Origin of the sequence: Caballeronia humi (genome assembly GCF_001544475.1) — a bacterium.
GTDB classification, from domain to species: Bacteria; Pseudomonadota; Gammaproteobacteria; order Burkholderiales; family Burkholderiaceae; genus Caballeronia; species Caballeronia humi.
Map to the genome: position 1 here is coordinate 18,085 of NZ_FCNW02000005.1, position 18,035 is coordinate 36,119.

General features: G+C 63.9%; 14 protein-coding genes. 8 read left to right on the forward strand and 6 right to left on the reverse strand.

Annotation, left to right across the window (positions count from 1 at the left end; translation table 11 throughout):
* Positions 1 to 8: 8 nt before the first annotated feature.
* From AWB65_RS07710 to AWB65_RS07730, 5 genes are all read left to right on the forward strand, one after another.
* Positions 9 to 878, forward strand: coding sequence for a branched-chain amino acid ABC transporter permease (locus AWB65_RS07710; RefSeq protein WP_087666594.1), 870 nt, complete (start codon positions 9 to 11; stop codon positions 876 to 878).
* The gene (locus AWB65_RS07715; protein WP_087666595.1) at positions 875 to 3,409 is read left to right on the forward strand and encodes a branched-chain amino acid ABC transporter ATP-binding protein/permease; all 2,535 of its coding nucleotides are present in this window, start codon (positions 875 to 877) and stop codon (positions 3,407 to 3,409) included. The genes AWB65_RS07710 and AWB65_RS07715 overlap by 4 nt, the downstream gene beginning before the upstream one ends.
* Entirely contained in the window at positions 3,406 to 4,125 is a 720-nt protein-coding gene (locus AWB65_RS07720) for an SDR family NAD(P)-dependent oxidoreductase (protein WP_087666596.1), read from the forward strand. The genes AWB65_RS07715 and AWB65_RS07720 overlap by 4 nt, the downstream gene beginning before the upstream one ends.
* Before the next feature lie 363 nt (positions 4,126 to 4,488).
* The gene (locus tag AWB65_RS07725; RefSeq protein ID WP_087666597.1) at positions 4,489 to 5,868 is read left to right on the forward strand and encodes a glycosyl hydrolase; all 1,380 of its coding nucleotides are present in this window, start codon (positions 4,489 to 4,491) and stop codon (positions 5,866 to 5,868) included.
* Positions 5,869 to 6,000: 132 nt separating this feature from the next.
* Positions 6,001 to 6,225 carry a hypothetical protein gene (locus AWB65_RS07730; protein ID WP_087666598.1) on the forward strand — a complete coding sequence of 75 codons (225 nt, stop codon included), beginning with the start codon at positions 6,001 to 6,003 and terminating at the stop codon, positions 6,223 to 6,225.
* Positions 6,226 to 6,259: 34 nt separating this feature from the next.
* On the opposite strand, the gene arsH is transcribed toward AWB65_RS07730, so the two are convergent.
* The 4 genes from arsH to AWB65_RS07750 all read right to left on the reverse strand — a co-directional run bounded on the left by arsH (position 6,260) and on the right by AWB65_RS07750 (position 9,322).
* Positions 6,260 to 7,024: an arsenical resistance protein ArsH gene (gene arsH, locus AWB65_RS07735; protein WP_087666797.1), complete on the reverse strand. Its 765-nt coding sequence runs from the start codon at positions 7,022 to 7,024 to the stop codon at positions 6,260 to 6,262.
* Positions 7,025 to 7,053: 29 nt separating this feature from the next.
* Positions 7,054 to 8,130 (reverse strand): ACR3 family arsenite efflux transporter, encoded by a 1,077-nt coding sequence (gene arsB, locus AWB65_RS07740; protein ID WP_087666599.1) that lies wholly within the window; start codon positions 8,128 to 8,130, stop codon positions 7,054 to 7,056.
* Positions 8,131 to 8,249: 119 nt separating this feature from the next.
* On the reverse strand, positions 8,250 to 8,582 hold the full coding sequence (locus AWB65_RS07745) for an ArsR/SmtB family transcription factor (RefSeq protein WP_087666600.1): 333 nt from the start codon (positions 8,580 to 8,582) through the stop codon (positions 8,250 to 8,252).
* 122 nt (positions 8,583 to 8,704) lie between these two features.
* The gene (locus AWB65_RS07750) at positions 8,705 to 9,322 is read right to left on the reverse strand and encodes a TetR/AcrR family transcriptional regulator (RefSeq protein ID WP_087666601.1); all 618 of its coding nucleotides are present in this window, start codon (positions 9,320 to 9,322) and stop codon (positions 8,705 to 8,707) included.
* An 82-nt stretch (positions 9,323 to 9,404) separates the two neighbouring features.
* Between AWB65_RS07750 and AWB65_RS07755 the strand changes: the two genes are divergently transcribed.
* The gene (locus AWB65_RS07755) at positions 9,405 to 10,523 is read left to right on the forward strand and encodes an MBL fold metallo-hydrolase (RefSeq protein WP_087666602.1); all 1,119 of its coding nucleotides are present in this window, start codon (positions 9,405 to 9,407) and stop codon (positions 10,521 to 10,523) included.
* A gap of 81 nt (positions 10,524 to 10,604) precedes the next feature.
* On the opposite strand, the gene AWB65_RS07760 is transcribed toward AWB65_RS07755, so the two are convergent.
* Entirely contained in the window at positions 10,605 to 11,225 is a 621-nt protein-coding gene (locus tag AWB65_RS07760) for a CGNR zinc finger domain-containing protein (protein WP_087666603.1), read from the reverse strand.
* A 133-nt stretch (positions 11,226 to 11,358) separates the two neighbouring features.
* On the opposite strand from AWB65_RS07760, the gene AWB65_RS07765 reads away from it, so the two are divergent.
* Entirely contained in the window at positions 11,359 to 12,213 is an 855-nt protein-coding gene (locus AWB65_RS07765; protein ID WP_087666604.1) for an alpha/beta fold hydrolase, read from the forward strand.
* Positions 12,214 to 12,327: 114 nt separating this feature from the next.
* Here AWB65_RS07765 and AWB65_RS07770 read toward each other — a convergent pair whose 3' ends face one another.
* Positions 12,328 to 15,579, reverse strand: coding sequence for an adenylate/guanylate cyclase domain-containing protein (locus AWB65_RS07770; protein WP_087666605.1), 3,252 nt, complete (start codon positions 15,577 to 15,579; stop codon positions 12,328 to 12,330).
* Positions 15,580 to 15,800: 221 nt separating this feature from the next.
* Between AWB65_RS07770 and AWB65_RS07775 the strand changes: the two genes are divergently transcribed.
* Positions 15,801 to 18,032 (forward strand): SulP family inorganic anion transporter, encoded by a 2,232-nt coding sequence (locus tag AWB65_RS07775; protein ID WP_087666606.1) that lies wholly within the window; start codon positions 15,801 to 15,803, stop codon positions 18,030 to 18,032.
* Positions 18,033 to 18,035: the final 3 nt, after the last annotated feature.

Genomic DNA, 18,035 nt, shown 5'->3' on the forward strand with positions numbered 1-18,035 from the left:
GTACGGACATGGCAGAGATTGTCTTGTCCCAGATCGCCAATGGCTTGGTGCTGGGATTTCTTTACGTGCTGCTCGCGATCGGACTGTCGATCATTTGCGGGCTGCTCGGGATCGTCAACTTCGCGCACGGGGCGCTGTTCGCGCTCGGCGCGTACTTCGCCATCGCGCTCTCGACGCAGTTCGGCTGGTGGGCCGTATTGCTCGCGCCGCTGCTGGTGGCCGCGGTCGGCATGCTGATCGAGGTCGTCTTCATACGCAGGCTGTATGGCAAGGAGCCGCTGCTCGGGCTGATCGTCACGTTCGCGTTGTCGCTCTTGCTTACCGCGCTGATCCGGCTCGTGTGGGGCGCGGGCGGCCTGCCGTTCAGCCCGCCTGCGGCGCTGTCGGGTTTCATCGTCTACGGGCCGCTCCTGCTCACGAAATACCGCTTGTTCGTGCTCGTCACGACGGTCGTGATCCTGCTCGCGCTCTGGTGGTTCCTCAAGTTCACGCCGTACGGACGCATCCTGCGCGCCGGGAGCCGCGATCCGGAGATGGTCGGCCTGCTCGGCATCAACCTGCCGCGCGTCCTGACGGGCGCGTTCGGTCTCGGCGCGCTTCTCGCGGGCGCGGCGGGGCTGCTCGCGGCGCCGCTCTTGACCGTCACGCCGAGCATGGCGACGGCGGCCGTCATGCCGGCGTTCGTGATCGTGACGATCGGCGGGCTGGGCTCGTTCGGGGGCGCGGTAGTCGCGGGGCTGCTGGTCGGGATCGTGACGGCGCTGGCCGTGCAGTTCTTCCCCGAGGGCTCGGCGGTGGCGATGTACATCCTGATGGCCCTCGTGCTGCTCGTGCGTCCGCGCGGGCTATTCGGTGAACGCTGGGAGCGCTTCGAATGAACTTCAAACTCGTATCCCGACACCCGGTCGCATTACTCGCGATCTGTCTGTTGTTCGTCTCGGCGCTGCTCGCGATGACCGGCACGCCGCTCGAACGCGCGACGCAAGTCGCGATCTACGCGCTCTACGGCATGGGCGTGAACCTGCTGGTCGCGTACACGGGTCTCGTGCCGTTCGGGGCGTCGGTGTTCTTCGGGACGTCGACGTATCTCGTCGCCGTATCGCTGCAACGCTATCTGCATAACGAAGTGCTGGCGCTGGCGTTAAGCGTGGTGCTGTCGGCGGCGATGGCGTTTCTCATTGGTGCCATCGTGCTCAAGCGCCGGGGGCTCTACTTCTCGCTGCTCACGCTCGCCTGCTCGCAGATCGCGTTCGAAATCGCGTTCAAGTGGACCGATGTCACCGGCGGCGAGAACGGCCTGCAAGACGTGCCGCGCCCGATGTTCGCGACGTTCCCCGCGTTCCATGTCTTCGCTTGCGTGACGGTGGTCCTGGTGGCGTGGGCGTTGTGGCGGCTCGTGCATTCGCCCTTCGGCCGCGCGTTGCAGGCGCTGCGCGACAACGAGCAGCGCGCGTCGAGCCTCGGCTACGACACGTATCGGCTGAAGCTCTCCGCATTCGTGATCTCGGCGGCGATCATCGGTTATGCGGGCGGCTTGCTCTGCCTGATGCTGCAGGGCGCATACGCGAACAACCTGAGCTGGGAGCACGCGGGCGACAGCCTGCTGATGACCGTGCTCGGCGGCGTGCATCAGTTCCTCGGGCCGCTGTGGGGCGCGATCGCGTTCATCCTGCTCGAAGACAAGCTGAGCGGCCTCACCGAACACTGGTGGCTGCTGTTTGCGCCGATCATCATCGCGTTCGCGTTCTTCTCGCCGGAAGGCATTCAGGGGCTCGTGCAGCGCGTGCTGAAAAAGCCGCGCTGGACGCTCGTGCGCGATACGATCCCCGCGCGTCCGAGCGTGATCCAGCCGTACGAAAGCGCTCGCATCGACGCCGATCCGAATACGCCGATCCTCTCCGTGCGCGGCCTGTCGAAGCAGTTCGGCTCGCTCGTCACCGCTGACAAGATCGACCTCGATGTCTTTCCGTATCGGCTGCACAGCTTCATCGGTCCGAACGGCGCGGGCAAGACCACGTTCTTCAACATGCTGACGGGCGTGCTCCAGCCAACCGCCGGACAGATCCTCTTCGACGGCCAGGACGTCACCCGCCTCGCGATGTTCAGGCGCGTGCGGCTTGGCATGAGCCGCTCGTTCCAGATCCTGAGCGTGTTCCGCAACCTGACGGTGTTCGAGAACGTGCGTGTCGCCGTGCAGGCGGCCGGGCGCGGACGTCTCGGCATATGGCTCGATGCGCACGGCTTGGAGACGCAGAACGCACGCACCTGGTCGCTCCTCTCGGCGGTCGGGTTGGTCGATAAAGCGGCGGCGTCGTGCGAGAACCTGTCGCATGGCGAGCAGCGTCTGCTCGAGATCGCGATCTCGCTCGCCACGCAGGCGAAGATCCTCCTGCTCGACGAACCGCTCGCGGGTCTGGCGGAAGCCGATCGCGAGATCGTCGCGAAGATCGTGCGGGAATTGGCGAATCACCATGCGGTGGTGCTGATCGAACACGATATCGATCGCGTGCTGGCGATCTCCGATCGCATCAGCGTGCTGCATCGCGGACATTTGATCGCAGATGGCGCGCCTTCGGAAGTCGCGGCGCATCCTGAAGTGATCGAGGCGTACATGGGCCGTTCGAAACTGACCGTGCCTGCGGCCGAACGTGTGAGCACGCGTATCAAGCGCGCCCCGGCGACGAAGCCGCTTCTCACGATCAGGAACCTGAAGGCCGGCTACGGCGGCAACACGATCCTCGATGGCCTCGACCTCACGCTCAACGAAGGCGAAGTCGTGGCGATTCTCGGACGCAACGGCGTCGGCAAGACGACGACGCTGCGTGCCGCCACGGGCATCGTGCAGGCGAGCTCGGGCACGATTACGTTCGACGGTCACGACATTACCAACAAGCCGAGCCACACCATCAACCAGCTCGGCCTCGCGATGGTGCCGGAAGGACGCAGGCTCTTTCCGAACCTGACCGTCTACGAGAACCTGCGGCTGGCGGCGCGCAAGGGCGGCGCGAGTGTCGATGAAATCTACACGCTCTTTCCGCGGCTTGCGAACCGCAAGGACACGCGCGCGGAAAATCTGTCGGGCGGCGAGCGGCAGATGGTGGCGATCGCGCGCGCGTTGATGGCGCCGGCGAAGGTGATCCTTCTCGACGAGCCGTTCGAAGGGCTCGCGCCGGCTGTCGTGCAGGAAGTGCTCGATGCTGTCGTGCGGTTGCGCGACCGGGCGAGCGTGATCATCGTCGAACATCAGGCCGATATGGTCTTGCCGATCTCGGACCGCGTATACGTGTTGGTGAACGGACGCGTCGCCTACCAGAACACGGCCGAAGCGCTGGAGCAGGACGAGTTCACGCAGGCGAGACTGCTCGGTGTCATGCATGACGAAGCGACGCAGCCTGAGGCGGCGGCATGACGGCAATCGTGACTGGGGGCGCTCGCGGGATCGGTCTGGGCATCGCGCGAAGGCTCGCGGCGGCGGGGCACCGGATCATTCTCTGGGACATCGATTTCACCGGCTTCGATTCGTCCTCGGCAGGCTTCAAGCCTTTGCTGAAGCAGAAGGTGAACGTCGCCGATCTGGCATCGGTCACGTCCGCTTTCGACGATGCCTTAACGACGGCCGGCCGCATCGAGATACTCGTGAACAACGCGGGCCTCAACGGACCGATCGCGCCGGTCTGGGACTATCCGGCCGATCAATGGCAGCGCGTGCTCGAAATCGATCTCACGGGCGTATTCAATTGCTGCCGCGCCGTCATTCCGCATATGCGGGAAAACGCGTACGGACGCATCGTGAATGTCGCGTCGATTGCGGGAAAGGAGGGCAATCCCGGCAATAGTGCTTATTCGGCCGCGAAAGGCGGCGTCATTGCTTTTACGAAGTCGGTCGCAAAGGAATTGGCCCAGTCGGGGGTGCTGGTCAATTGCGTTGCCCCGACGATGGCGGAAACCGGGTTACTCAATCAAATGACGCCGGAATTTATTGCAACGATCAAGGCGAAGATACCAATGGGCCGCTTCGTTGCGGTTAATGAAATTGCAAATATGGTCGCGTGGATCGCAAGTGCCGAGTGCAGCTTCACAACCGGCTTCACTTTCGATCTGACAGGTGGGCGCGCGGCGTATTGAGCGCATCTTTATGTATCGAAGAAATTACAGGGCGCTGATTGCGCCCGTTCTGTTTTCTGCTCTCATCGAACGATAAATCGGTCGAAAAGACCTGGGAAATCGTTTGAGTTCGCGGTAATCCATACCTATGAACATTTACCCCGGCTTGTTTTGGGGTGAATCGTGTCGCTTTCGCACAGCATGCCAAACCTCGCACGAGAAATCTTCTGTAACACGCAGCTAGATCAATAGGTAGTTTCTTAACGGCATACCATATCACTAAAGCAATTCTTGCCTTTCTTCAGACTGTTACGTCTCGTAACAGCATCTGGCATTTGCGGACAAATATACTTCGTTCATCCAATCACACCGCAGATACTACCGATGAAAGCCATCAACGAGACGAATCACCAAGGCAACGTTGCAGTAGAGAATACCGATTCCAAGGAATCGAAGGTTTCACGTAGAAATTTCCTGTCGATGATGGCGGCAGGCGCAGGAAGCATGGCTCTCGCGGCCTGCGGTGGCATTGGTGAAGGCGATGGCGAATCGGCTGCGTTGAACGGTGTCGCGAAGGCTGCGACCTCAGGTTCCGCCGACGGCACCACCATCCCGCCGGCAGCGTCCATTACCGATTCGGCCGGCGCGGTCTGGACGGTGGTGAGCGGCGTCGTCAAGAAGAACGGCGCATCCGCCGGCTACACGAGTCAAGTGCAGATGCTGCTCTACAAGGGCGGCAAGGTTTATCAGCAGAACGTCACCGGCAACTTCTGGTACTGGAGCGGCACCGCATGGGTCGCCACGACGGACCCGCGCACCACGACCTCCGTCGCAGCGCCGCTCTTCTACGGCGTGAACGGCCACATGGCGTGGGGCAGCGGCATCTACCAGACGCTTTCGGCAGCGGCGCAACTCGCGATCCTCAAGGACCTGGGCGCAAGCGTCTACCGTGCCGACACGGCCGACGCCGGCATGTCGCAGACGATCGCCAACGCGTTGAACGGCGCGTTCAAGAACAGCGGCGTGACCATCATGCCGGTCATCAATCCGCGTTCGGCGGGCTGGAATCAGTCGGGTACCGAAGCCGCGGCGTACACGCTCGGCTACAACCTCGCCGTGAAGTGCACGACCCCGCTCAAGGGCCTCGTCACGCACATCGAATGCGGCAACGAACTCGATACGGTCGGTCTCAAGATCGGTGGCGACGGAAGTGCTTCGACCGACTGGAATCCCGCTTACTGGCCGGCATTCCGCGGCGTGATCCGCGGCATGATCGACGGCGTAAAAGCGGTCGACCCGTCAATCAAGTGCGGCGTGAACGTGGGCATTCCGATGGCGTACCGCGCGCTGCAGATGCTATGGAGCGGCATTACGCCGAACGGCACGGCGAACGGTGTCGGCGGCGCGGCGAACGTGCGCTGGGACTTCACGACGTATCACTGGTACAAGAGCTCGTACAACATCCAGAAAGCGGGACCGAAAGCTTCGGTCGACGTGCTTCAGATCCTCAAGGACTCGTTCGGCGTGCCGATCTGGCTGACGGAATTCGGCTGGTCCGGTACGAAGGACTCGGCTCAGTCTGCCGCAGATTACGTCACGACGGCGATGACCCAGTACAAGTCGGTCAAGGACAAGTACAACGTCGAGTGCATCATGCTTTACGCAGTGATCGATGCCAGCTACGGCCTGATGCAGATGGACGGCAAGACGAAGAACCCCGCGTACTCGGCTTACAAGAACTTCGTCGCGGCCAATCCTGTTTGATGACAGATGGTTCCGAGGTGCGCAGTGCGATCGATTCGACGTGCTGCGCTGCGCGAGTTTTTTTGCCTTCAACGAACAGGCGAGCGTCGCATCGAAGCGCGTCGACGCACAGGCGGTCAGGACAAAAGAACAATGAGAGATTCCGCCGAAGTCGGGTACAAGGGTTTTGCCCTCACGCCATTGACGGTAGAAGAAGACGGGTCGTACACCGCGATGCTCATCGTGTGCGATCCTGAAGGGGTTCAGCGGGCGAGCGGTGCGCTGGGACGCTTTCCCTCCGCGCTCGAAGCGATGCGGTTCGCGCTCAGGTACGGGATGGCTGAGATCGACGGCTGTCGTGTGCCTGAGGTGATGTGAGAGGCGGGCGACGAAAGCACCGTGACGTGCTTTCTCACTCTGTCTCGTTGTCGTCGGTGTCGGCATTGGCGCCATTCAACTCTTTATTCATGGCAGCGTCCGCCAGTGTCGTCGCGATCTCGGGGCGGGCTTCTTTTCGCTCGCTGTATCGATCAGTCAGATACGCCGAGCGATCTCGTACCAGCAGTGTGAACTTGTAGAGTTCTTCCATCACGTCGACTACGCGGTCGTAATAGGAAGAGGGCTTCATTCGGCCCTCGGCGTCGAACTCCTGCCATGCCTTTGCGACCGAGGATTGATTCGGGATGGTCACCATGCGCATCCAGCGTCCGAGAATGCGTAGTGCATTTACCGCATTGAACGACTGTGACCCACCGCACACCTGCATGACCGCCAGCGCGCGGCCTTGCGTGGGACGCACGCCGCCGCTCTCAAGCGGTAACCAGTCGACCTGGTTCTTGAACACGGCAGTCAGTGTGCCGTGGCGCTCCGGACTGCACCACACCTGGCCTTCCGACCATTCCGAGAGCTTGCGCAATTCGATTACTTTCGGATGATCGGCCGAAACGCTGTCCGCGAGCGGCAAGCCGTGTGGATCGAAGACACGCGTCTCGGCGCCGAAATGGCGCAGAATCCGTTCAGCTTCGAGTGCGAGAAGCTGGCTGTACGACGTGGGGCGCAACGAGCCGAAGAGAAGGAGGATTCGCGGGGCGTGCGTTGAAACGGCGCGTGGCTCGAGCTTCTGAACATCTGGCGTATCGAGGTGCGCTACGCTGACGTTGGGCAACTCCTGCATCATCAAAATTTCTCCGTCCTGCTCGTCAATCATCATGCGTTGCTTCGGTCCTTCGCTTCGTACCAGCTTCGTGAACGATTGACGATGCCGACCACGAACAGCATCACCGGCACTTCAATCAGCACGCCGACTACCGTGGCAAGTGCTGCACCGGAATGAAAACCGAACAGGCTGATCGCGGTCGCTACGGCAAGTTCGAAGAAGTTGCTTGCGCCGATCAGGCTGGAGGGGCCCGCCACACAGTGCGCGACGCCCAGGCGGCGATTCAACAGGTAAGCGAGCCCCGAATTGAAGAACACCTGAATCAGGATCGGCACCGCGAGTATGGCGATGACGAGAGGTTCCTTGACGATCGCCTGCCCCTGAAACGCGAACAGCAGTACGAGTGTTGCAAGCAGCGCACCGATGGAACACGGGCCAAGGCGTGCGACCGCGCGCGAGAAATGCGCTTCCCCTTTCGCCAGCAGACGGCGCCGAAGCAACTGCGCGACGATCACGGGGATGACAATGTACAGCCCGACCGAGATGATCAGCGTATTCCACGGCACCGTGATCGCCGACAGTCCAAGCAGCAGCGCGACAAGCGGAGCGAACGCCACGATCATGATCGAGTCATTCAGCGCCACTTGCGACAGCGTGAAATACGGATCGCCTTTGCAAAGTTGCGACCAGACGAACACCATCGCCGTGCAAGGTGCGGCGGCGAGCAGAATGAGGCCGGCGATGTAGCTGTCGACTTGATCTGCCTGGAGCCAGGGCGCAAAGACATGTCGAATGAAAATCCAGCCGAGCAACGCCATCGAAAACGGCTTGACGAACCAGTTTACAAAAAGCGTTACGCCAATGCCACGCCACTGGCTTTTGACCTGCGTCATGGCGGCGAAATCGATCCTGAGCAGCATCGGGACGATCATGATCCAGATCAAAACTCCGACCGGCAGATTGACCTGCGCCACTTCCATGCGTCCGATGGCCTGAAAGAACGGCGCAAACATCTGGCCGAGCACGACGCCACCCACGATGCAGAGCGCAACCCAAACCGTCAAATAGCGTTCGAAGAATCCCATAGCGGGGTGTTCGGCGGGAAGCGCCGTGTCGGTGCTGCTCATGTCATTCCTATACGGGGTTCTCGCCGATGGCGCGCATTTCGTGCTGGCTTGCGAGTTCACTCTGCCGAGAACATTGTCCCGGAATTGCACCATGCGCGAGCCGATAGCATCCAAGCGCTTTACGGTGCATCACCGCAACAGTCTGGCGGATCGCTCGCCTCGCATGTCGTGCCAGAGCAGCAGTTCTCCGTCAGAAAACCGATGAGATCCGTCATCGCGCCGAAGTTTGCCGTGTAGATAACGAAGCGTCCGTCCTGGCGCGACTCAGCCATGCCGGCATGCGATAAATCTTTCAGGTGAAACGAAAGGCTGGAAGGGGAAAGCCCCAACGCCTGGGCGAGTTCACCTGCGGCCATGCCTTCCGGGCCTGCCACGACCAACAGGCGAAAGATCGCGAGGCGCGATTCGTGAGCGAGCGCGCTCAGGGCGCGTACAGCAAGTTTCGAGTCCATGCACCGAACGATAAACGAACGGTTTTGACATTTCAAGTAATATCGAAATAACCGTTTTGAGAGCGGGTTGTTTTGTAGGGCACAGCAGGCACGCACAGCCAACAACAAGCCGCGCCTTCACATCACTTCGCGTACCGCGCCAGAAACATATCGGCGGCCGCTTCCGCCACTTTCTCCTGCTCTTTCCTGGAGAGCCGCGGTTGGCCCATCGATACCTGCGGCCAGAACGCGAACGCCTTCACCAGTCCATGTAACTGCTGGGCGGCAAACGCCGGGTCCTTAATCGCGACACGTCCATCCACCGCCGCCGCGCGGATCCACATGCTCAAATCCTCCTCCCGCTCGCCCATGCGCGCGACCATATCCCGCGCACGTTCCGGCGAATGAATGCCCGCCGCGATCGCCACGCGCGCCAGCGACAAAAACGCTTCGTCGTCGAGAAGACGCATCTTGCGCATCAGCAAATCGAGCAGTTGCGCGCGCAAGGGAGCATCGGAGTCGTAGGCGGGGGCGTCGCTCGTCTGGCTCGCGTCCCACAGTTCATGCAAGATCGCCGCGAAGAGCGCTTCCTTGCTCGCGAAATGGTTGTAGACCGTGCGCTTGGAGACGTTCGCGCGCGCAGCGATGCGATCCATGCTGGTCGCATCGAAGCCGGACGCGATGAACTCCTCGACGGCCGCATCGACGATCGCGGCGCGCTTCTTGTCCGTCAGGCGTAGGGGAATGGCGTTCGGATTCATCGTTCGATTTTACACTGACAAGTTTACTTTCTTCTCAAAAATAAACTACACTGTCCAGTCTACTTCCCGAACCCATACCGACATGCCTTCGTTCATCGATCTCATCGGCCGCAAGCTCGGTTTCGCCGCCGCCAAGCGCTCACGCGTGCTGTCCCGCACCTCGCCGCAGCACGATGGCGAGCGTTTTCGCAACGTCAGGCCGCGTCCAGCCGAGGGCTTCGGCAAAACGCTGCGCATCATGTGGAACGTGCTGCTCAACAAGCCGCGCGGCACGGTGCCCGCGCAGGCGCCAGACGTCGAGACAGTGACGCGCGCACAGCTCGACGCCGCGCCTGATCGCAGTCTGTACCGCCTCGGTCATTCGACGCTGCTATTCAAGGTGCGCGGGGAGTTCTGGCTGACCGATCCGGTGTTCGGCGAGCGCGCGTCGCCTTTCAAGCGTGTCGGTCTGAAGCGCTTTCACGCGCCGCCGATCGCGCTTGACGACTTGCCGCCGCTCGCGGGCGTGATCCTCTCGCACGATCACTACGACCACCTCGACCGCGAAACCGTGCTGGCGCTGGCCGCGACCACGGGTGTGTTCCTGACGCCGCTCGGCGTCGGCGACCGGCTGATCGAGTGGGGCATAGACGCGTCGAAAGTGCGTCAGCTTGACTGGTGGCAGAGCGCGTCGATCGGCGGGGTGACGCTGACGGCCACGCCCGCGCAGCACTTCTCGGGTCGCAGCCTGTTCGACGGCAACAGTACGCTGTGGGCGTCGTGGGTTATCGTCGATGACGATCTGCGCATCTTCTTCAGCGGCGATACCGGCTATTTCGACGGTTTTCGCGCGATCGGCGAGCGGCTGGGTCCGTTCGATGTGACGCTGGTCGAAACGGGCGCCTACGATGCTCAATGGCCCTACGTCCACATGCAGCCCGAGGAAACCGTGCAGGCGCACGTCGATCTGCGCGGCCGGTGGCTCGTGCCGATTCACAACGGTACGTTCGATCTCGCGATGCATCGCTGGCAGGAGCCGTTCGAGCGCGTCACCGGGCTGGCGCTCTCACGCGGCGTCGCGGTCTCGACGCCGCGCATGGGCGAACGGCTGAATCTGGAGGCGCCGCATCGCGGGGAGAAGTGGTGGCGTGAAGTTGCGCAAACGGTTGAGTCGACGAAGGCGTCGTGGCCGTGGTGTGCGTCGTCGGAGCAGAAGTCGTAGCCAACGGCTTGTCAGGTTGATGCTGGCGGAATTGATGCCGCATGAATGAAGCGTATCAGGGCATTTAGCCCCTTCTCTTCGTCAGCTTCTAGCTCCCTCCTTAACCCTCTTCCGATGCGCCGCGACTTTCGCGCGGTTTCCACAAATCGCCATGCTGCACCAGCGGCGCGCGTGCCCGCGCGTGTGATCGGCGAACAGCAGCGTACAGGCCGGGCCCTCGCACGCTTTGACCTGTGCGAAGTCCTCCTCGCACACGAGTTTCGCCAGCGCTTCGACGATCGGCATCAGCAACGATTCCGACGTCGGCCAGCGCCGACGCATGCGAAGCGCGAACCCCGTTTCATCGACCACGATCTCGCCGTGCTGCTCGTCGCGTTCCAGCGCGCGATTCAGCGGCTCAAGCTCACGCAAATCCATCGACGATAGCGCACGCCCCTTTCGCTTCTGCACAAACGCCCTGAACCACTCCCGCAGGTCGCGCGCCTTCGCCGCGAGTTCATCGAGATCGGCCGACGACGCTTCCGCCCTTACGCGCCGGATCACATCCACGGGCACGAACTCCGCCTGTTCGAGCCAGCTCAACAAACCCTCACCATCGGCGATCCAGTCGATCGGCTCATCGATTGGCGTGGCCAGCGAGTTCAGGAAGTCCAGTCCGGGTGCATCGGCGAGCAGGATCGCCGGAATCTCACGGTAGTTCATTTTTCCAGGTCAGGCGCAAGGATCACGATGGATTCATCGTAACCACTAAAAACCGGGTTGACAAGTTACATATAAGATTAGTAACCTTCTAACGACGCTTTTAAAGGTTACGACAATCACCGGAGAACATGCCATGTCCAAGATCGCCCATCGCCATATCGACGTCGACGGTTTCAAGGTTTTCTATCGCGAAGCCGGTCCGGCCGACGCGCCGAAGCTCCTTTTGCTGCACGGCTTTCCGAGTTCCAGCCATATGTTTCGCGACCTGATTCCGTTGCTCGCGGACCGCTTCCATATCGTCGCGCCGGACCTCCCGGGCTTTGGCCAATCCGACATGCCGAGCCGCGACTCCTTCGCCTACACTTTCGACAACATCGCCCACGTGATCGACCGTTTCACCGAGACGGTCGGTTTCGATCGATACGCGATCTACGTCTTTGACTATGGCGCGCCGACTGGCTTCCGGCTTGCGCTGAAGCATCCCGAGCGCATCACGGCGATCGTTTCGCAGAACGGCAACGCGTACGAAGAAGGCTTGAGCGAAGGCTGGAATCCGATTCGCGCGTATTGGCAAGCGCCCACGCAGGCGAACCGCGATGCGTTGCGCGCGATGCTGACGAAGGAGACGACGACCTGGCAATACACGCATGGCGTGAGCGAACCATCGGCGCTATCGCCCGACGGCTATTCGCTCGACGACTACTATCTGAGCCGCCCCGGCGCGCACGAAATCCAGCTCGACCTCTTTGGCGATTACCGGAACAACGTCGCGCTGTATCCGGCGTTTCAGGAATATTTCCGCACGCATCGGCCGCGCTTTCTGGCGGTGTGGGGCAAGAACGATCCGTTCTTCCTGCCTGCGGGCGCGGAAAGCTTCAAGCGCGACATTCCCGATGCTGACGTGCGCTTCTTCGATACCGGCCATTTCGCGCTCGAAACGCACGCGAAGGAGATCGCGGCGGCCATCGCCAGCTTCCTCGCTTACTGACATGCCGCACGGTGTGGCACGCCGGAGGAAATCGCGGAATTGATGACGTTCGTGGAATCACCCGGCGCTCGCTGTTTGCGCCTGAATGGCGGCGAAGTGAAGTCGATATGAGCGTCACCCAATTGCTATCGCCCAGTCAACGGCCGGCAGCCAGGTGACGAATCCCGCATCGGCCAGTTCGGCGCGCACGCGCAGACGCTCGCATGCCAACGCTTCGTCGGCGCGGCCCTGAAGCACGTCGGCAAGAGCCCGCCCGCGTGCCGCGAAGAGCGTCGCCCAGGGCAGCGGCTCCAAACGCGTGTAATCCTCCAGCGCAACCGCGTGCCGCATCGCTCCTGCCGCATCGCGTGCCGCAAGCATCGCCTCGATGGCATCGCGATGGAACCAAAGATGGTTGTGGCCGACCGCGCCCTGCCGCAGCAACTCCGCGCCTTGCGCAAGCAGTTGCATTCGTTCGGCGGGATCCTCGATGGCGCGGCTCAGCGCGCTCAGCGCCTTGGGCCCGCTGAACTGCGTTCCCACCTCGCCGCAGATCGCGAGCGCCTCGCGCAGCAATCGCGCGGCGCTCGCGCGCTCGTTCGCGTCGATCAGCAAGCGCGCCCGGTTCTCCAGATTCTGCGCCTCGAAGCGCCGCGCGCCGAGTTGCCTGATCAGCCGCATCTCATGGTCGAGATGCAGCCGCGTTTCCTCTGCGCGCCCGAGTTCGAGCGCGGCGAACACGCCCATCGTCTCGCCGAGCATCTCCGCGCGCGGCTGGCCGACGAGCGCGGCGGCGCGCACCGCCGCTGCGCCGTCGTCGCGAGCCTGACGCGCTTCGTTCAGGTACATGCGGCTGAAGCCGACCATCGACCGGTTCGCGACTTCGATCCGCCCAAGCCCATGCTCGCGGCTCAATTCGACGCAGCGGCTGAAGTGCTCGAACGCCGTGCGCATGCGGCCTTGCGCATACGCGGCGTCCGCGAGACCGCCGAGCGCGCGCGCCTCGGCTTCCGGCGAACCCGAGCGGCGCGCCTGAGCGAGACCGCGCTCGTGCTCGTCGCGACAGCCGTCGATCCGGCCGAGCGGGAAAAGGATGTTGCCGCGCAGATGATGCAGCCGCGCGCGCTCGGCGACGAGATCGTGCCGCTCGGCGACTTCCTGCGCAGCGTCGAGCAGCGCCTGCGCTTCGGTCAGCCCCTCACTCACGCGCAGGCTCTCCGCGAGCCCGAGTTGCGCGCGGCAGAGGCACGCGTCGTCGGGTGCGGCGGACACGGCCATGCGGTATGTCTCGATCGATGCGCCGACCTCGCCCAGATCACGCTGCAATTCGCCCATCAGGCAGCGAAGCGCGTGACGCTCGCCGTCGTCGCGAGCGATCGCAAGGCCGCGCGCGATCAGGCGCAGCGCATCGTCCGGCAGCCACGCCGCGCGCTGTGCAAGCGCCGCGTCGAAATAGGCATGCGCGGCGCGCGCGTCCTCCGCGCGGTCCAGATGCTGCGCGCACAGTACCGGGTCGCTCGCCGCGAACCATTCCGCCGCCCGCCGATGCAGCTCGCGGCGCCGCGCATGCAACAGCGTCGAATACGCGCCCTCCTGAATCAGCGCGTGCGCGAACAGAAAATCATCACCTTCGGGCAGCACGAGCGCGTTCGCGACGAGCCCGTCGCACACGTAGTCCGGCGCGTCGATCAGTTGCCGCAACAGTGCAAGCCCGAAGCGCTGGCCGATCGCAGCCGCGGCCTGAAAAGCCTGCCGGTCGAGCGCGGGCAGGCGGTCCATGCGCGCGAGGACGAGGCTGCGGATCGACGCGGGCACGGCTTCGTCGCGGCCTTCCTCCGCGTTGCGCAGCAGTTGTTCGAGAAAGAGCGGATTGCCGTCAGCCCGTTCGATGCACGCCAGTGCGACGCGCTGGGTCGCATCGATGAAACTTTCGGCGAGATCGAGTGCCTCGGTGCGTCGCAGAGGGCCGAGGTCGATCGTCGCGAACGGCGTGCCGCGGCAGCTCGCGCGCCACGCGGCGTCGAGCGGATCGCCCTCGACGCGCGATGTCATCACGACGAGGCCCGGCCCGTTCGCCAAAGCCGACGCGATCGCCGAGAGAAAGCCGAGCGTTTGCGGATCGGCCCAGTGCAAGTCCTCGACGACGATCAGCACCGGCCCGCGCACGCACGCGCCCTGCACGAGCGACGCAACGAGCGCCCGCTTGCCGCGATCGCGCGCGCGATTGTCCATCGCGTCGTAAAGCGTGCGCCATTCGCCGGTTTGCGGCAGGTCGAGGAGATCGTGCAGGAACATCAACTGATCGGCCCTGGCCACGCGCAGCGCCGTCTCGCCGCGTTCGACGACATCGGCCGTGGGCGCGAGCCCGAGCAAACTCCCGACGATCGCGCGAACCGGGTCCTGCCCGCGACCCATGCCGAAGTCGAGCACGCGGCCGCGATGCGTTGCGAAACCGAGCGCCTCGGCCGTGCGTCGCATCTCTTCGGCAAGCCGCGACTTTCCGATTCCCGCTTCGCCGCGCACATAGACAGCCTGCCCGGCGAGCGCCGCCAGACACGCCCGCGCGATGCCCCGGAACTGCTCCAGCTCCGCCTTGCGCCCGACGAAGCGGCTGCGGTTGTCGCTCGAACGCTCGCCTTCGATGCCGGTCAGGCGCCACACGCGCACGGGCGCTTCGATGCCCTTGAAGCGCATTTCGCCGAGGGCGTCGGCGCTGACGGCCTCGCCTAGCGCGCGGCGCAGGCCGTCGGCGATCAGCGTGTCGCCGGGGCCGGCGGCATCGACCAGGCGCGCGGCAAGATTCACCGAATCGCCGATGACCGTGTAGTCGCGAACGCCCGCACGGCGGTGTGTGCCCGCGATCACCTCGCCGCTCGCGATGCCGATATGCGCGACGAGCGGATGCGCCGCGAGCTTGCCGAGATCCGCGAGCGCCGCGTGGATGTCGAGCGCGGCGCGGGCGGCGCGCAGCGCGTCGCTGTCGTGGGCGCGCGGCGCGCCGAAGAGGGCCATCACGGCGTCGCCGATGTGCTTGTCGATCGTGCCGCCGTAGCCGAGCACGATGTCGTCGACGAGCGCCGTATAGCGGCCGATGCGCTCGTTCAGTTCCTCCGGGTCGAGCGTGTGTGACAGCGCGGTGAAGCCGCACAGGTCGGCGAAGAGGATCGTGACTTGACGGCGCTCGTCTGAAGAGGGCGCAGACGTCGGCTCGGAGCGTTCGGCAATCGCAGCCAGCAGCCGCTTGCGATGCCCGAGCGACGCGACGCCGATCTCCTTTAAATCGGCATCCGATAGCTGCGCGAGCATGGCGAGATCGACGTCGTTATCGGCGAACGACTGTGCGTATTGTCCGAGCCCGAGCGCGTCGAGCCATTGACCGATATCCATCGCCACGACTCCCGTCACGTCAGATGATTCGAACGGCGTGCAATTACAGTGTAGGCCGCGGCGCAGCGCACCGCGCCTTGCAAATTGACACGCCCGCGCGCCACGGCGGATACTCACCGACGGACCGGCCTCCCGGAGTCGCCCCGGGGCCCTGTTTCCCACCGTCGTTCTCTGCGTCCCGCAATCCGCCAGCACCGTCCCGCATTCCCCGGGAGAGCGCCGTGAAGCCAGGCACAGCAGGATCGGCCATCGTGCCGCGAAGAGGCGAGCGCATCGCGCGCGTGATCGGCGACCTCTCCGCCGGCACGATATCGACGCTCGTCATGCTCTGCTACGCGATGAGCCTCGGCATGATGATCTTCAGCGCCGACCTCGCGCGCTACGCGGAACTCGGCGTGCCGACCGCGCTCGTCAGTTGCGTCGTGACGGCGCTCGTCATCGCGCTCACCAGTTCGATGCGGATGAGCATCGGCGGCCCCGACAGCAACGCGACGGCGTTCCTCGTCGGCGTCGCGGCGGGTGTCGCGAGCAGCGTGCGCGCGAACGGCGGAACGCCCGCCGCCATCCTCTTGACCGTGCTGATTTCGATCGCACTGTGCTCGCTCGTAACGGGTGTCATCCTGCTCGCGATCGGGTCGTCCAAACGCAGCCGCTCGCTGCAGTTCCTGCCTTATCCGGTGCTCGGCGGCTTTCTCGCCGGCACGGGCTATCTGCTGCTCGCGGGCGCGTTTCGCGTGCTGACGGGCCACGCGCCGACCTGGCAGGCGCTGCCGCTCGTCACACATCTGCACTGGCTCGCGTGGGCGCCTGCGCTCTTCGTCGGCACATTGGCGACGGTTCTGCATCGCACGTGGAAGAACGTGGCCGCGCTGCCGCTGACGCTCGGCTTCGGCATCGTCGTGTTCTATGGGCTGTTGCGGGTCGCGGGCATCGGCATCGAGGAGGCGCGCGGCATGGGCCTGCTGCTGCCTCATGTGCCGTTGCATGGGCTGCAGATTCCCGAGTTGCATCTGCCGGGTTCCTTCACTAAAGGCGATATCGACTGGCACGCGATCGTCGCGCATCTGCCGGAGACGCTCGTCGTGACATCGGTATCGGCGATCACGATTCTGATGAACGCCACCGCCATCGGCAACGCGACCGGACAGGACGTTGACCTGAACCGCGAAATGCGCGTGGCGGGCCTCGCCAACATCGCGAGCGGGATGCTCGGCGGCATGGTCGGCTATCAGTCGTACAACCGCTCGATGCTCAACGCGCGCGCCGGCGCGACGAGCCGCGTCGCGGGCGTGTTCGCCGCGCTCGCGTGTCTCGTGGTGCTGGCTGTGTCGCCGGATCTGGTCGCGCTCTTTCCGGTGCCGGTGCTCGTCGGGCTGCAGGTTTTCATGGGGCTGCGCCTGCTGATGGACTGGCTCGTCGGCGCGTGGGGCAAGCTCGATCTCGGCGACTATCTGCTCGTGCCGCTGATCCTCGGCGTGATCGCGTTCTATGGCGTGGTCGCGGGCGTTGCGGCCGGCGTGCTCGCCGCGTGCGTGAAGTTCGCGTTGCTGTATGGCCGCGTGAGTTGCGTGCGCATGGAGTTCGATGGCAGCACGCGCACGTCGAACGTCGAGCGCACGCTCGAACAGGCGCAGTGGCTCAAGCAGCGCGGCCACCAGGTATGCGGATCGTGCCTGCAAGGGTTCCTGTTCTTCGGCACGGCCAATTCGATCGTGCATCGTCTGCGCGAGCGGCTGAAGCAGGACACGCCGATGCCGGTGCGCTACGTCGTGCTGGATTTTCAGGCGACCAACGGGATGGATGCGTCGGTGTCGGTCAGTTTCATGAAGCTGCATCAGGTGTGCAAGACGCGCGGGGCGGTGCTCGTGCTGACCGCGCTGCCCGCCCGCTCGCGCGCGTTGCTGGCGCGCACGGGGGCGTTGAATCCCGGCGATCTCGAATTCGCCACGCTGGATGCGGGGCTCGAATGGATCGAGGAGCGGCAACTGGAGGGCGGCGCGAAGGCACGCGCCGACGGCGAAGCCGACTTCCACAAGACGCTCGCGCTGCACTTCACGCCCGATGCGTTGAGCCGTCTGATGGACTGCCTTGAGATGTGCGAGGTCGATCAGGGCGAGCCGCTCTTTCTGCACGGCCAGCCGGGCGACGCGATGTTCATCGTCGAGCGTGGACACGTGACGGTGTCGCTGCCATTCGCCGACGGGCGCTCCGTGCGCCTGCGGACGTTCGGACCGGGGACGATCGTCGGCGAGATGGCGGTCTATTCGCGCAGGCCGCGCAGCGCCAACGTCTTCGCCGACGAACCCGCGCGCCTCTGGAAGATGTCGCTCGACGCGCTGCAGCGCCTCGAACGCGACGATCCGGTGACGGCGCAGCAGTGGCACCGTTTCGTCGTGAAGATCATGGCGGCGCGGCTCGCGAGCGCGGACGATGCGTTGCGCGCGGCGTTGTAAGCC

Coding starts and splice junctions, on each gene's coding strand:
- AWB65_RS07710 (WP_087666594.1), top strand. CDS start 9: ATGGCAGAGATTGTCTTGTCCCAGATCGCCAATGGCTTGGTGCTGGGA.
- AWB65_RS07715 (WP_087666595.1), top strand. CDS start 875: ATGAACTTCAAACTCGTATCCCGACACCCGGTCGCATTACTCGCGATC.
- AWB65_RS07720 (WP_087666596.1), top strand. CDS start 3,406: ATGACGGCAATCGTGACTGGGGGCGCTCGCGGGATCGGTCTGGGCATC.
- AWB65_RS07725 (WP_087666597.1), top strand. CDS start 4,489: ATGAAAGCCATCAACGAGACGAATCACCAAGGCAACGTTGCAGTAGAG.
- AWB65_RS07730 (WP_087666598.1), top strand. CDS start 6,001: ATGAGAGATTCCGCCGAAGTCGGGTACAAGGGTTTTGCCCTCACGCCA.
- arsH (WP_087666797.1), bottom strand. CDS start 7,024: ATGATGCAGGAGTTGCCCAACGTCAGCGTAGCGCACCTCGATACGCCA.
- arsB (WP_087666599.1), bottom strand. CDS start 8,130: ATGAGCAGCACCGACACGGCGCTTCCCGCCGAACACCCCGCTATGGGA.
- AWB65_RS07745 (WP_087666600.1), bottom strand. CDS start 8,582: ATGGACTCGAAACTTGCTGTACGCGCCCTGAGCGCGCTCGCTCACGAA.
- AWB65_RS07750 (WP_087666601.1), bottom strand. CDS start 9,322: ATGAATCCGAACGCCATTCCCCTACGCCTGACGGACAAGAAGCGCGCC.
- AWB65_RS07755 (WP_087666602.1), top strand. CDS start 9,405: ATGCCTTCGTTCATCGATCTCATCGGCCGCAAGCTCGGTTTCGCCGCC.
- AWB65_RS07760 (WP_087666603.1), bottom strand. CDS start 11,225: ATGAACTACCGTGAGATTCCGGCGATCCTGCTCGCCGATGCACCCGGA.
- AWB65_RS07765 (WP_087666604.1), top strand. CDS start 11,359: ATGTCCAAGATCGCCCATCGCCATATCGACGTCGACGGTTTCAAGGTT.
- AWB65_RS07770 (WP_087666605.1), bottom strand. CDS start 15,579: ATGGATATCGGTCAATGGCTCGACGCGCTCGGGCTCGGACAATACGCA.